This window comes from Nonomuraea sp. NPDC049750 (assembly GCF_040659625.1).
In the GTDB taxonomy this organism is placed as follows: Bacteria; Actinomycetota; Actinomycetes; order Streptosporangiales; family Streptosporangiaceae; genus Nonomuraea.
Window position 1 is genome coordinate 58090 of the sequence record NZ_JBFANB010000034.1, and the last position, 13474, is coordinate 71563.

Below are 13474 nucleotides of genomic sequence, written 5' to 3' on the forward strand. Positions count from 1 at the left end.
CGCCAGTCGGTCGGGTTCGTCCGGCCACGGGGTCATCTCGGGTTCGCGCGGCGGGTGGGGGCCGCTGTGAGCGGGTCCTCCGGCCAGGGGTGGCGGGGGTAGCGGCCGCGTAGCTCCGCGCGGACCGCACGGTAGCCCTCGCGCCAGAACGAGGCAAGGTCCGCGGTGACCGCCACCGGGCGTCCGGCGGGGGAGAGCAGGTGTACGAGGAGCGGCACGCCCGCGATCTTCGGCGTCTCCGTCCAGCCGAACAGCTCCTGCAGCTTTACCGCCAGCACCGGTTGCCCGCCCGAATAGTCCACCCGGACTCGGGAGCCGCTGGGCACCGCGACGCGCTCGGGTGCCACCTCGTCCAGCCGTCGGCTCCATGGGATCAGCCGCTTCAGGGCGGTGGCCACGTCGATGCGCTCCAGGTCGGCGCGGCGGCGGGCGCGGGACAGCTCAGGCTCCAGCCAGCGTTCGGCGATCTCCGCCAGGTCGTCCATCGGGAGCCATGGGTCGCCGAGTTCGCGATGGCAGAACGCCAGGCGGTCCCTGAGGGCGGTGGCTTCCTTGGTCCAGGTCAGTACGTCCTCGGTACGCAGGCCGTACAGGATGGCCTCGCGTACGTCGGCGTTCTTGAGCGGGGTGGCGGAGAGCTCGATCGCGCCGAGCCGCTCGACGACGCGGGCGGACACATCGCCGCGGCGCTCGCCCGGCGGGGTCCGCCACGCGATCTCCTCCTCAGTGGTGACCGGGAACGCCAGCCTGGCCGTCTCCTCGTCGATCACCACGGCCTGCCGGATCCGGGCCGACGCCGAGCCGGTGGGACGGTCGGCCACCGCCACGGCCAGCCACTTCGCCTCGCCGAGCCGCGACCCCTCGGCCAACTGCGCCTGGGTGCCGGACGCCATCAGGTATCCACCGCCCCGCCGCCGCGCCACCCGCTCGGGAAACGCCAAGGCCACCGCCAGCCCGGCCATCGCGTCGTCGGTCATCTCCCGCTCGTCCGGTGACGCGGGCCCCCGGTCCGGTGACGTGGCCCGCCGGTTCGGTGGTGGGGCGGGTCGGTCCGGGGGTGGGGTGCTTCTGGTGAGGCGGCGGACCTCCTGGCGCCAGCGGGCCGTGAAGCCGTCGCGGCCGTGGCGGGCCGAGCGCCAGATCTCCACGAGGTCGTCACCCGCCTCGCGGGGGATTTGGTCGGACAGGAGCGCCACCACCTCGGCGGCGCGCGGTCCGAGGTCGAGGAGCGCTCTGGCCAGGCGCGGGTGCACGCCGACCAGCGCCATCCGCCGCCCTCGCGCGGTCACCCGCCACATCACCCGGCCGGCGCCGCCATCGGTTGCTTGACCGGCGCCGTCACCGATTGTCTGGCTGGCGTCGTCCCCGGTTACTCGGCCAGCGCTGTCACCGGTCACCTGGTCGGTGTCGTCCGGCGCGTACGAGGGCGTGGTGGTGCCGGGGGCTGGTTCCAGGGCGCCCAGGGTGTGGAGGGTGCGGGTGGCGGCGGTCATCGCGGCGGGTGGTGGCGGGTCGAGCAGGGCGAGGCCTGAGGCGTCCGGGTCGCCCCAGCAGGCGGCCTGGAGTGCGAAGCCCGTGAGGTCTGCCAGCGCGATCTCCGGCCGTGCATGGTCGGCCAACCGCTCGTGCTCCGCCGCCGTCCAGCACCTGTACACCGTGCCGGGAGCCTCCCGTCCGGCCCGGCCGGCGCGCTGGTCGGCCGACGCTTTCGAGACTCGTACGGTGGTGAGCGAGCCGAGGCCCCGGGCGTGGTCGGTGCGGGGCTCCCTGGCCAGGCCCGAGTCCACCACCACCCGCACCCCCGGCACGGTCAGGCTCGACTCCGCCACCGACGTGGCCAGCACCACCCTGCGCGCCGACCCGGGCGACAGCACCGCGTCCTGGACCCGGGCCGGCGCCTGCCCATGCACCTGAAGTATCTCGACGCCGCCGGAGGACCGGCCGCCGGAGCGCCCGCCGCCCGAGCGCCCATCGCCCGAAAGTCCGTCGCCCGAGAGCGTGCCGCTGAGCAGGGCGGCCACCCTGGCGATCTCGCCTGTGCCGGGCAGGAAGCACAGGATGTCGCCCTCCTGTTCCGCCAGCGCCTGCCGTACCACCTGGGCGACATGCGAGAGCAGGGCAGGGTCGACCCGGAGCCCGTGTGGTGGGGCGACCGGGCGTACCGGTGGCGTCCACACGATCTCGACGGGGTGCGTCGCCCCCGACGCGTGGACGATCGGCGCGTCGCCGAGCAGACGCGACCAGGGGGCGGCGTCCGCGGTGGCCGAGGCGGCGAGGAGCCGCAGGTCAGGGCGGAGCGTGTCCCGTACGTCGAGCAGGAAAGCGAGCGCCGTGTCGGCGTCGAGGTGGCGTTCGTGGCATTCGTCGAGCATCACCACGTCCACGCCAGAGAGCTCCTGGTCGCGTTGGAGCCGCTGCAGGAGTACGCCGGTGGTGACGACCTCCACCAGGGGGTTCGCGCCGGTGTGCCGTTCGCCGCGGATCGTGTAGCTGACGCCCATCCGCTTGGCCGCGGCTCGTACGGCCAGTCGCCGCGGCTCCGCCACCAGCACCCGTAGCCCGGCCGATGCCAGGGCGAGCGGGACGACGGTGGTCTTGCCCGTGCCGGGCGGCGAGGTCAGGACGGCCGAGCCGGCGCGGTCGAGCACGTCGAGCAGCTCGGGCAGGACTTGCCGGATGGGCAGTCCATCAGCCGGGGACACCGGCCGCCCGTCAGCCGGGGACGCCCGCCGCCCGTCAGTCTGGGGCAGCGGGCGGCCGTCAGACGCGGACCACCTCTCAGACCGGGACATGAGCCGCCAAAAGGATCGCGTCGAGCAGGCCGGGGAAGCGGGCGTCGAGGCCGTCGCGCCGCAGGCTGATGTACTTCAGCCGCCCCTCCTGTCTCGACATGATCACCCCGGCCTCGCGCAGCGTCCGGTAGTGGTGTGAGGCCGTCGACTTGTGGACGCCGAGGTCGTCGCACGCCGCGGTGCAGGTTATCTCGCCGCGGCTGGCCAGCCGGATGACGATCTCCATGCGTATGGGGTCGGACAGCGCCCGCAACACCTCGGTGAGCTGGATGTCGGCAGTGGCCGGATGTGGAAGCAGGCGCATGGTCCGACCTTACCTCCGTCGCATTGTTTGACAACAATCCAACGATAGTCCAGTTTGATGAGCATCAAACTGAAGGAGACTCAGTGAGCAGTCGGCTCTATCCTCTCGCGCTCGGGAATTTCGCCGTCGGCACCGGCATGTTCGTCACCGCCGGGCTGCTGGCGCCCATTTCACATGATCTGGATATCTCGTTATCGGCGGCCGGCCAGCTGATGACCGTGTTCGCGCTGGCCTACGCGTTGCTGTCGCCGGTGCTGGCCGCCCTGACCGCGCGGCTGTCCCGCAGGCGGGTGCTGCTGATCGCGCTGGCCGTGTTCGTGCTGGGCAACACGTTGACCGCGCTGGCGCCTACGTACCCGCTGGTGATGGTCACCCGCGTGGTCGCGGCGGCGGGGGCGGCGATGTTCACGCCGACCGCCTCCGGGGTCGCCACGGCGCTGAGTTCGCCCGAACGCCGTGGCCGAGCGCTCGCGCTGGTGATGGGCGGCCTGAGCGTCGCGTCGGCGATCGGCGTGCCACTGGGTACCTGGCTCGGGTCCGCGTTGAGCTGGCGGGCGACGATCTGGCTCGTGGTCGCGCTCGGTGTGCTCGGCTTCGCCGGGGTGGTCGCCGTGGTGCCCGACGTCATGATCGAGACCACGGGACGGCTGGCCGACCGGTTCGCCCCGCTGGCCGACCGGCGAGTGCTGGCGGTGCTGACGACGCAGTTGCTGATGTTCGCCGCCGGGTTCGCCGCCTACACCTACATCGGCTCGCTGTTCGACCTGCCGCTGCCCGCCGTGCTGTGGGCGTGGGGGATCGGCGGGGTCGTGGGCAACCAGGTCGGCGGGCGGTTCACCGACAAGTACGGGCCGCGGCGGATGGTGCTGATCGGCATCGCCGCCTCGACGGTGTTCCTGGCGCTCATCCCGGTCGCGAACCTCGCCCTGCCCATCGCCCTGGTGTGGGCGCTCTGCTGGGGCGCGCTCGGATGGCTGGTCGCGCCGGCGCAGCAGTACAGGACCGTGGCGGCCGTGCCGCACAACGTGCCGATCGGCCTTGGACTGCTGTCTTCGGCGCAGTACGTCGGGTTGTTCGTGGCGGGCATCACCGGCGGCCTGGCGCTCGACGGGTACGGCAGGGCGGGCGTGATCGTGCTGGCCACCGGGCTCGCGCTGCTGGCGCTGGTCTTCACGCTGGCGACCTATCGGCCGGAGCCGACACGTTCGGCCAGTGAGTCCAGTAAGAGGGTGTCTGTCTGAGGCGTCAGCCCTGGGCGGGGATCCAGCCGATGGTGACCGCGAGGATGACGAACAGCCCGAGCAGGATGCGATAGATGACGAACCCGGTGAAGCGGTGCTGGCTGATGTACTTCAGGAACCAGGCCACCGCCGCGTAGCCGACGACGAACGAGATGACCGTCGCCAGGATGGTCGGCCCCCAGGTGGGTGCCTGGCCCCCGCCGATCTGGGCGACCTCCAGCAGGCCCGACGACAGGACCGCGGGGATGGCCAGCAGGAAGGAGTATTTGGCGGCGTCCTCGCGCCGGTAGTCGAGCAACAGGCCCGCCGTGATCGTGCCACCGGAGCGGGAGACGCCGGGGATCAGCGCCAGGGCCTGCGCGAAGCCGTAGACGATGGCGTGCGTGAAGCTCAGGTGCTTCTCCAGCGTGAGCCTGTTGCGGGCGGTGTAGTCGGCGAACCAGAGGATGATGCCGAAGACGATCAGCGTGGTGCCCACCAGGCGCAGGTCGCGGAAGACCGTCTCGATCTGGTCCTTGAACACCAGGCCCAGGATGCCGATGGGCAGGGAGCCGACGATCACGTACCAGCCCATGCGGGCGGCGTAGTGGCTGCGCAGTTCGGGCGTCCACAGGGCGCGGGTCCAGGTGGAGATGATCTCCCAGATCTCTTTCCTGAAGTAGATCAGCACCGCCGTCTCGGTGCCGAGCTGGATCACCGCCGTGAACGCGGCGCCGGGATCCTGCCAGCCGAAGAACGCGGACACCACGCGAATATGGGCACTTGAGGAGATCGGCAGGAACTCCGTGAGGCCCTGAATCAGCCCCAGCACCACCGCTTCGAGCCAGCCGATCACGACTACACCTTCCCCATACCCGCGTAAGTGACGAGGCGAGGCTAGCGGATACGGGGGCCCAGCAGTTGCTCGCGGAGTGCGGTCAGCTGGTGTGAGTGCTCCACGGAGCGGGTCTCGTCGAGCGAATCGAGGGCCAGCAGCAGCGCGTCGGCCACGATGATGCCGGTCAGCGGCTCGGCGCTGATGCCGGTGGGCGTGTGGGGGGCGGCCAGTACGGCATCGACGCGATCGGCGAAAGTGCCACCCAGCTCGTCCGAGATGAGGATCACGCCGGCGCCCACCGCGTGCGCCCGGTCGATCAGGACCGTGAGCTCCCTGAGTTTGCGGCCGGGCTGGAAGATGACGACGGCCTCGCCGTGCTGGAGCGAGAGCAGATCGTCGGCCAGCGCGAAGCCGGTGGCCGAGACCGCGCGGGCCCGGTGGCCACGACGGCCCAGCTTGAGCGCGAAGTAACGGGCCGACGGCTCGGAGGCGCCCGCGCCGTAAACGAGCACCGAGCTCGCGTGGGCCATCACCTCGATCGCGCGCTGGAACGCCTCCGCGTCATAGAGCCGGCGGCCGTGGTCGAGGCGCTCGCGGGCCTCGTCGAAGACCCGGTCCCAGATCGCCGACAGGTCGTGGCCGACATGGCTGATGCGTTGCCGCATGCGTACGTCGGGCGCCACGGCCGAGGTGAACTCACCGGCGAGCGCCCGCTTGAGCCCCGGCAGCCCGCCGAAGCCGAGCCGCTGCATGGTGCGGATCACGGTGGCGTTGCTCGTGCCGGAGGCCGCGCCCAGCTCCTGCGCGCTGGAGAAGAGGATCTGCTCGGGCGCGGCGGAGATCAAGAACTGGCACACGGCTCGCTCGGCGGGAGACAGCTCGTCCCAGAGCTGCTTCACCGTGCTCCTGAGCTGCTCGATCGGACTGTGTGAATTTTCCATTACGAACCTTGACTCCTGTGTAGCGCTCATTACTCTTGCCTGGAAACGACCGCTACGGACTCGTTGCCTCACTGAAATGAACGTTACAGGCATCGGCCGGTCCAAGGAGCACCATTGAGCCTCACTTCCCTGCCCGTCGTCGAGATCGCCGGGAGTCCGCGAGAACGCGGGCGCCAGTACGGCGAGCAGGCCCGCGAACGGATCCACCGGGCGCTGGCCTACTACGCAGAGGCGTTCGCCCACTCCAGTGGCCTGGCCTGGCCCCAGGTGACGCAGCGGGCGGCGCGCTGGGTGGAGCCGAGCAAGGCGTTCGCCCCCGACCTGGTCGAGGAGATGGAGGGCATCGCGGAGGGCGCCGGCGTCGAGTTCCTCGACATCGTCGCGCTGAACGCGCGCGGGGAGATCATCTACGACACCACGTTCAACTCCATGGAGCCGGACGGGTGCACCTCCTTCGCCCTGCTGGAGCAGGCGTCCGGCGACGGCCACGTGTACGCGGGCCAGAACTGGGACTGGCGGGCCGGCGTGGCCGACACGGTCATGGTGCTCAGGGTGGTCCAGCCGGGCAGGCCCACCGTGATCATGCACGTCGAGGCGGGCCAAGTCGGGCGGCAGGGGGCCAACTCGGCGGGCATCGCGCTCAACGCCAACGGGCTCGGCGGCCGCTTCGACGACGCGATCGGCGTGCCGCAGACGCTGATCAGGCGCCGGGTCCTCGACAGCGCCGACCTCAACTCGGCGCTGGAGGCGCTGACCAAGTCGCGGGCCCACATCGCCAGCAACGCGCTGGTCACCCACCGCGCCGGCTTCGCGATCGACCTGGAGACCACGCCCGGCGCGGTCGGCTGGATGTATCCCACCGACGGACTGCTCGTGCATGGCAACCACTATCAGGCGTTCATGCCGCCCCAGCTCGCCGCCACCTACCGCCCCGGCTCGGCCGACTCGCTGTTCCGGGTGCCGCGCGCGGAGGGCGGGCTGCGCGCCGTACGCCACGCGTCCGGCAGTGACGAGGCGCGCAAGCTGATCAGGCACGCCATGTCCGACCACCTCGGCTACCCCGAGTCGCTCTGCACCCACCCGGACGAGAGCCAGCCCCCTGTCAAGCAGTGGGCCACCCTGCTGTCGAGCTGCGTCGACCTCACCACGGGCGACTACTTGATCGCCGCCGGCACGCCCTGCGACCACGAGTACGAGCGCGTGCCCTGGAACCTCTACGACGGACCGCACGGAGAAGAGACGTTGTGAAGAAGACACTCGCTGTGGCCGGGCTGATCGGTCTCACCGCCGCGTGCGGTGGCCCGGCCGCCACCACCAAGGCGCCCGACCCGGCCAAGCTCACGCTGGTGAACCAGACGGTCAAGGCGACCGGCGCGCTCGAGTCGGCCACCTGGCTGCTCGACGAGGAGCCGGGCACGCTGGACATGGACATCGACGGCAACACCGACAACCGCACGGTCCTGGCCAACGTCTGCGAGCGGCTCATGCAGACGCAGCCCGACATGACGGTCAAGCCGTGGCTGGCCGAGAAGATCGACCAGCCCGACCCCAAGACCATGGTCATGACCCTGCGCACGGACGCCACCTTCCACGACGGCTCGCCGGTCACCGCCGAGGACGTCGTGTGGAGCCTGAAGCGGCATTCGGGCGAGGGCATGGACGAATCCGACGAGTTCGAGGACGTCGAGTCGATCAGCAAGTCCGGCGAGGGCCAGGTCACGATCGCGTTCAAGAAGCCGAACGCGCTGTTCGTCCAGGCCATGGCGGGCGGCGCGGGCATCGTGCTGAACCAGAAGGTCGTGGACAAACTCGGCAAGGAGTACGGCACACCGGGCCACGAGGACGCCTGCAGCGGGCCGTACCAGGTGAAGGACTGGAAGTCGGGCACCGAGCTGTCCATCGAGCGCTATGACGCGTACTGGAACAAGGACGTCAAGCCGCTCACCAAGACGGTGACCTTCAAATGGGCCGGCGACACCGCGCTGGTCAACAGCCTGACGACGGGCGCGGCCGACGGCGCCTACCTCTCCAGCACCGGCCCTGCGGTCGCGCTGCAGGGCAACCAGGCGGTCAACGTCGCCTACGGGCCCACCACGCGGGTGTTCGTGCTGCTGCCCACCGACCGTGGCGTGCTGAAGGACCCGAAGATCCGCCGGGCGCTGTCGCTGGCGGTCGACCGGGCCGGCATCGCCAAGTCCGGGTTCGCCGGGCTGGCCAGGCCGTGGAAGGTGCCGGTGGGCGCGGGCGCCTGGTCGTACGAGAAGCAGGCCTTCCAGACGGCCTATGACCAGCTGTCCGGCGCGCCCGAGACGCCGTCGCTCGACGAGGCCAAGAAGCTCGTCCAGGAGGCAGGCACGCCCAAGGAGCCGATCGTGGTGGCCACCAACGGGGACGAGACCCGTACGGTGATCGCCAACGCGGTGGTCGACGCGGCCAAGAAGATCGGGCTCACCGCGCAGATCAAGACCGTGCCGCCGTCGGAGTTCGGCAGCTTCTACACCGACAAGGCGCTGCGCGCCCAGGTCGACCTGGTGCCCGACGACTGGTACATCACCAAGTCCGACCCGATCGGCTTCTACGACAACGGCCTGACGGGCTCGGCCAACAACTGGGTCGGCTTCAGCTCGCCCGAATACGACGCGCTCGTCGCGAAGGCGCTGGCCGGCACCGACGACGCCCAGCGCGCCAAGGACGTCATCGAGCTGCAGCGGCGCTTCACCGCCGACATGGTGTGGATCTCGCTCGTCGAGGTGCCGTCCGCGGTCGTGCTCGGTGGCAAGGTGACCGGGCCGCCCGCCTCCCAGGTCTACATGGGCTACCCGTGGGCCGCCGACCTCGGGGCCAAGGGCTGAGCATGGTCCGCAAGCTGACGGGGGTGCTCGCGACGCTGCTGGTCACCTCGTTCGTCATCTTCGGGGCGTCGTACGCGGCGCCCGGCGACCCGGTGACGTTCCTGGCGGGCGGCAAGGAGAACCTGACGCCCGAATACCTGGAGGCCGTCCGCGCCCAGTACCACCTGGACGACCCGTTCCTCGTCCAGTTCGGGCGCTGGCTCGGCGACGCCGTGACCGGCGACCTGGGCCGGTCCACGCAGTACAACGACCAGGTGGGCGACCTGCTCGCGGCGCGGTTGCCGAGCACGCTCGGGCTGGTCGCCTACGCGGCCGTGCTGTTCGTGGTGTTCGGCATCGCGCTGGGCGTGCTGGCGGCGGTGCGCGGCGGGCGGACCGACGCGGCGGTGGTGGCGGGCACGACGTTCGCCACCTCCGTGCCGCCCTTCGTGGTGGCTACCGTGCTGATCTCGCTGTTCGGCGTCCGGCTCGGCTGGTTCCCCGTCATGGGTGGCGGCTCGCTCTGGCACCTGACCCTGCCGGCCGTGACGCTGGCGCTCGGCGCGCTGGCGATCATCAGCCGGGTCACCAGGCAGGCCATGGTCGAGCAGCGCGAGCTCGACCACGTGACCGTCGCCCGCGCCTCCGGGCTGTCCGAGCGGCTGATCGTGGTCCGGCACGTCTTCCGCGGCGCGCTGGGCCCGATCGTGACCATGTGCGGGCTGGTGACCGCCGGGATGCTGGCCGGGACGGTGACCGTGGAGACCGCGTTCGGCCTCAGCGGCATCGGCTCGCTGCTGGTCAACGCGATCAACACGCACGACTTCCCCGTGACGCAGGCGGTGCTGCTGCTCATGGTCACCGCCTACATCGTGGTGACCACGCTGGTGGAGCTGGTCCAGCCGCTGATCGACCCCCGAGCAAGGAGGCGGGCATGACCGCTCTGGCCACCACGCTGTCGCCGCGACCGGCCCGGCCGCTCGGCTACCTGCTCGCCGCCGCCTTCCTCGGCCTGGTCGTGGTCGGCGCGGTGTGCGCGCCGCTGATCACGCCGTTCGAGCCGGACGCGGTCGACTTCGGCGCCTCGCTCGCGCCGCTCTCGCCCGAGCACCTGCTCGGCGCCGACCAGTCGGGCCGCGACCTGCTCACCCGCATCCTGTACGGCGCCCGCACCTCGCTGGTCGGCCCGCTGCTGCTGCTGGCCATCGCCTCGGCCCTCGGCGTCGCCCTGGGCACGCTGGCCGCCTGGCACCGGGGCTGGGTCGACGCGGTGGTGTCCAGGGTGACCGACGTGATGTACGCCTTCCCCGGGCTGCTGTTCGTGGTGCTGATCGTGGCCGTCTTCGGCAACGGCATGACCACGGCGGTCATCGCGCTGGGCCTGGCCTACGCCCCGACGATCGCCAAGTACACCAGGAGCGTCGCGCTGGCCGAGTGCGGCAAGCCGTACATCGACGCCTATCGGGTGCAGGGCATGGGCGGCCTGGCGATCTGCGTACGCCACCTGGTGCCGAACATGGGCCGCTCGATCGTCGGCTACCTCGTGGTGCTGTTCGGCGAGGGGCTGATGAGCCTGGCCACGCTGAGCTTCCTGGGGTTCGGCGCGCAGCCGCCGTCCTCCGACTGGGGCCTCATGGTCAAGGAGGGGCAGCCGGCGATTGTGCAGGGCGCCTTCCTGCCCGTGCTGGTGCCCGGCGCGGCCATCGCCCTGGTGGTCGTGTCGTTCAACGTGATCGGCGTACGGCTCGCCGACCGCATGGGCGTGAGGGGAATCTGATGCTGCTCTCCGTGGAGGACCTCACGATCGAGGCGGGCGGCCGGCGGCCGATCCTGCGCGAGGTGTCGCTGAGCGTCGGCAAGGGCGAGGTCGTCGGCCTGGTCGGCGAGTCCGGCTCGGGCAAGTCCACGATCGCCCGCGCGGTGCTGCGCCTGCTGCCGCAGGGGGCGCGGGTGTCGGGCCGGGTGCTGGTCTCCGGCGACGACGTGCTCTCGATGGGCCCCGCGGCGCTCAGGGACCTGCGGGCCGCCCAGGTGTCGATGATCTACCAGGATCCGCGCTCGTCGCTCAACCCGGTACGCCGGATCGGTGACTTCCTCACCGAACGCATGGTGCTCACCCTGGGCCGATCCAAGGCGGAGGCCCGTACGCGGGCGCTGGAGCTGCTGGCCGCCGTCGGCCTGCGCGACCCCGAGCGGTGCGTGCGGCAGTATCCGCACGAGCTGTCCGGCGGCATGCTCCAGCGCGTGGTCATCGCCGCCGCGCTGGCCGCCGACCCGGCCCTGCTCCTGGCCGACGAGGCGACCAGCGCGCTCGACGTGACCACCCAGGCCGAAACGCTCGCGCTGCTGCGCCGGATCCAGGCCGAACGGGAGCTCGGCATGCTGTTCATCACGCACGACCTGCACCTGGCCGCCGCCTACTGTGACCGGGTGCACGTGCTGTACGCCGGTGCGGTGGTGGAGTCGCGGCCGGCCAAGGAGCTGTTCGCGGACCCGCGGCACCCGTACACGGCCGGGCTGCTCGCCTGCACGCCCGAGCTCGGCGACCCGCGCCCGATCCGCCCCATCCCCGGCCGGCCGCCGTCGCTCGACGACGCGTTCACCGGCTGCCCGTTCGCGCCGCGCTGCCCGCACGCCACCGGCGACTGCGACGCCTGGCAGCCGCGGCCCCTGACCGTCGCGGGCGGCTCGGCCGCCTGCCGCCTTGTGGAGGCCTGATGACTGCCGTCCACGGCCTGATGCTCGCCGCTCACGGCCCGGTGCCGCCCGTACGAGACCTCGTGGAGGCCTGATGCTGGCCGTACAGAAGCTCAGCAAGTCCTTCCAAGGCACCGTGGCCGCCGACGAGGTCTCCTTCGAGCTGGCGCCGGGCGGCTCGCTCGGGCTGGTCGGCGAGTCCGGTTCCGGCAAGACCACGATCGCCCGCATGCTGGTCGGCCTGGTCACCCCCGACTCCGGCACGATCACCGTGGCCGGCCGCGCCCGCGGCCCGAAGGAGCGCAGCAGGGCGGCCAGGCTGCGCCGGGCCCGCGAGATCCAGATGGTCTTCCAGGACCCCTATCTCTCGCTGGACCCCCGGCTGACCGCGACCGAATGCCTGCACACCTCGCTCCGCCTGCATGGCAAGCCGCCCGCCCGCGCCGCCGAACTGCTCGACCAGGTGGGCCTCGGCAGCCGCGAGGCCGGCGCGCGCCCGCACCAGCTGAGCGGCGGCCAGCGGCAGCGCCTCGCCATCGCCAGGGCGCTCGCGGTCGAGCCGTCGGTGCTGGTGCTCGACGAGGCCGTGGCCGCGCTCGACGTCTCCATCCAGGCCCAGATCCTGGAGCTGCTGGCCCAGGTACGTCGCGACGCGGGCGTGGCCCTGCTGTTCGTCAGCCACGACCTGGCCGTGGTCCGGCACCTGTGCGAGGAGACGCTGGTGCTGCATCGGGGGGTGGTCGTGGAGCGGGGCCCGGTCGAGCGGGTGCTGGCCGAGCCCGAGCACCCCTACACGCGCCTGCTGCTGGCCTCGGTGCCCGGCCCCGGCTGGGATCCGGCCAAAGTGGTGCGCTGAGCGCACGGTCCAGGTGGTGCGTTAGCGCACGGTCCAGGTGGCGCGTGGCGCGCGGCCCAGGCGGGGCGTTAACGCACGGTCCAGGTGGCGCGTGGCGCGCGGTCCAGGTGGGGCGTCAACGTACGGTCCAGATCGCCTTGTTCGCTGTGGCGTAGTCGGTGAAGTCCCGGGCGGGCCGGCCGAGCGCCTGGTGGACGCCGTCGGCGAGGTGCGCGTTGCGGCCGTCCAGGACCTCGGCGAACAGCCCGTTCAGCCCCTCGATCTCGTTCTCGGGCACGCCCTGCTCGCGGGCCCCGGCCGCGAACTCCTCAGCTGTCACCGGGACGTAGACGATGTCCCGCCCCGTCGCCTTGGCCAGCTCGGCGGCCACGTCAGCGAAGGTGAGCAGCCTCGGCCCGGTCAGCTCGTACAGCTTGCCACCGTGGCCGTCCTCGGTCAGCGCCGCCACCACGACGTCCGCGATGTCGTCCACGTCCACGAACGGCTCCGGCACGTCCGCGATCGGCAGCGCTATGACCCCTTCGAGCACCGGGTCCAGCAGGTAGCCCTCGCTGAAGTTCTGCATGAACCAGCTGCACCGCACGATCGTCCAGTCGGCCCCGGACGACTGGACGACCTGCTCGGCCGCCTCGGCCATCGGTTCGCCCCGGCCGGAGAGCAGGACCAGCCGGCCGACGCCGCCGGCCACGGCGAGCGAGGTGAAGGCCTGGATGTCTGCCAGGGCGCCGGGGAAGGCGAGGTCGGGATAGTAGGTCACGTACACGGAGTCGACGCCGTCCAGCGCGGGCGCCCAGGTGGATCGGTCGGTCCAGTCGAAGGGCGGTCGCGCGGAGCGGGAGCCGATCCGCCACGGGTGGTCGAGAACGGTGAGCCTGTTCGCCACGCGGCGGCCGGTCTTGCCGGTGCCGCCCAGCACCAAAGTTGTCATGGCTCAAGTAAGCCGCCGAAGGCTGAGACTCTCCATGGTTGAGAAGCGCAATCCCATATGCGATCGT

Annotated in this window: 12 protein-coding genes; 7 read left to right on the forward strand and 5 right to left on the reverse strand. The window is 71.4% G+C overall.

Annotation, left to right across the window (positions count from 1 at the left end; genetic code table 11):
- Positions 1-32 precede the first annotated feature (32 nt).
- Both AB0J16_RS49355 and AB0J16_RS49360 read right to left on the reverse strand, forming a co-directional pair.
- On the reverse strand, positions 33-2702 hold the full coding sequence (locus tag AB0J16_RS49355; protein WP_358553207.1) for an ATP-dependent helicase C-terminal domain-containing protein: 2670 nt from the start codon (positions 2700-2702) through the stop codon (positions 33-35).
- Between the two features lie 76 nt (positions 2703-2778).
- The gene (locus tag AB0J16_RS49360; protein WP_358553209.1) at positions 2779-3096 is read right to left on the reverse strand and encodes a helix-turn-helix transcriptional regulator; all 318 of its coding nucleotides are present in this window, start codon (positions 3094-3096) and stop codon (positions 2779-2781) included.
- Between the two features lie 83 nt (positions 3097-3179).
- Between AB0J16_RS49360 and AB0J16_RS49365 the strand changes: the two genes are divergently transcribed.
- Positions 3180-4337 carry an MFS transporter gene (locus tag AB0J16_RS49365; RefSeq protein ID WP_358553211.1) on the forward strand — a complete coding sequence of 386 codons (1158 nt, stop codon included), beginning with the start codon at positions 3180-3182 and terminating at the stop codon, positions 4335-4337.
- A 4-nt stretch (positions 4338-4341) separates the two neighbouring features.
- On the opposite strand, the gene AB0J16_RS49370 is transcribed toward AB0J16_RS49365, so the two are convergent.
- Together AB0J16_RS49370 and AB0J16_RS49375 are read right to left on the reverse strand one after the other, a co-directional pair.
- Complete coding sequence (locus tag AB0J16_RS49370) at positions 4342-5172, reverse strand: undecaprenyl-diphosphate phosphatase (RefSeq protein WP_358553213.1); 831 nt, start codon at positions 5170-5172, stop codon at positions 4342-4344.
- Between the two features lie 41 nt (positions 5173-5213).
- Complete coding sequence (locus AB0J16_RS49375; protein ID WP_358553215.1) at positions 5214-6095, reverse strand: MurR/RpiR family transcriptional regulator; 882 nt, start codon at positions 6093-6095, stop codon at positions 5214-5216.
- Between the two features lie 114 nt (positions 6096-6209).
- Here AB0J16_RS49375 and AB0J16_RS49380 point away from each other — a divergent pair, with 114 nt between their 5' ends.
- The 6 genes from AB0J16_RS49380 to AB0J16_RS49405 all read left to right on the forward strand — a co-directional run bounded on the left by AB0J16_RS49380 (position 6210) and on the right by AB0J16_RS49405 (position 12479).
- Entirely contained in the window at positions 6210-7343 is a 1134-nt protein-coding gene (locus AB0J16_RS49380) for a C45 family peptidase (RefSeq protein WP_358553217.1), read from the forward strand.
- Complete coding sequence (locus AB0J16_RS49385; protein ID WP_358553219.1) at positions 7340-8947, forward strand: ABC transporter substrate-binding protein; 1608 nt, start codon at positions 7340-7342, stop codon at positions 8945-8947. The genes AB0J16_RS49380 and AB0J16_RS49385 overlap by 4 nt, the downstream gene beginning before the upstream one ends.
- A gap of 2 nt (positions 8948-8949) precedes the next feature.
- Positions 8950-9864: an ABC transporter permease gene (locus AB0J16_RS49390; protein ID WP_358553221.1), complete on the forward strand. Its 915-nt coding sequence runs from the start codon at positions 8950-8952 to the stop codon at positions 9862-9864.
- Positions 9861-10703: an ABC transporter permease gene (locus AB0J16_RS49395; protein WP_358553223.1), complete on the forward strand. Its 843-nt coding sequence runs from the start codon at positions 9861-9863 to the stop codon at positions 10701-10703. Before AB0J16_RS49390 ends, AB0J16_RS49395 begins: the two co-directional genes overlap by 4 nt.
- Positions 10703-11644: an ABC transporter ATP-binding protein gene (locus AB0J16_RS49400; RefSeq protein ID WP_358553225.1), complete on the forward strand. Its 942-nt coding sequence runs from the start codon at positions 10703-10705 to the stop codon at positions 11642-11644. Before AB0J16_RS49395 ends, AB0J16_RS49400 begins: the two co-directional genes overlap by 1 nt.
- 73 nt (positions 11645-11717) lie before the next feature.
- Entirely contained in the window at positions 11718-12479 is a 762-nt protein-coding gene (locus AB0J16_RS49405; RefSeq protein ID WP_358553227.1) for an ATP-binding cassette domain-containing protein, read from the forward strand.
- Positions 12480-12594: 115 nt separating this feature from the next.
- Here the strand turns inward: AB0J16_RS49405 and AB0J16_RS49410 are convergent, their stop codons facing one another.
- Positions 12595-13407 (reverse strand): NAD(P)H-binding protein, encoded by an 813-nt coding sequence (locus AB0J16_RS49410; protein WP_358553229.1) that lies wholly within the window; start codon positions 13405-13407, stop codon positions 12595-12597.
- Positions 13408-13474 lie beyond the last annotated feature (67 nt).

Coding starts and splice junctions, on each gene's coding strand:
- AB0J16_RS49360 (WP_358553209.1), bottom strand. CDS start 3,096: ATGCGCCTGCTTCCACATCCGGCCACTGCCGACATCCAGCTCACCGAG.
- AB0J16_RS49375 (WP_358553215.1), bottom strand. CDS start 6,095: ATGGAAAATTCACACAGTCCGATCGAGCAGCTCAGGAGCACGGTGAAG.
- AB0J16_RS49390 (WP_358553221.1), top strand. CDS start 8,950: ATGGTCCGCAAGCTGACGGGGGTGCTCGCGACGCTGCTGGTCACCTCG.
- AB0J16_RS49395 (WP_358553223.1), top strand. CDS start 9,861: ATGACCGCTCTGGCCACCACGCTGTCGCCGCGACCGGCCCGGCCGCTC.
- AB0J16_RS49400 (WP_358553225.1), top strand. CDS start 10,703: ATGCTGCTCTCCGTGGAGGACCTCACGATCGAGGCGGGCGGCCGGCGG.
- AB0J16_RS49405 (WP_358553227.1), top strand. CDS start 11,718: ATGCTGGCCGTACAGAAGCTCAGCAAGTCCTTCCAAGGCACCGTGGCC.
- AB0J16_RS49410 (WP_358553229.1), bottom strand. CDS start 13,407: ATGACAACTTTGGTGCTGGGCGGCACCGGCAAGACCGGCCGCCGCGTG.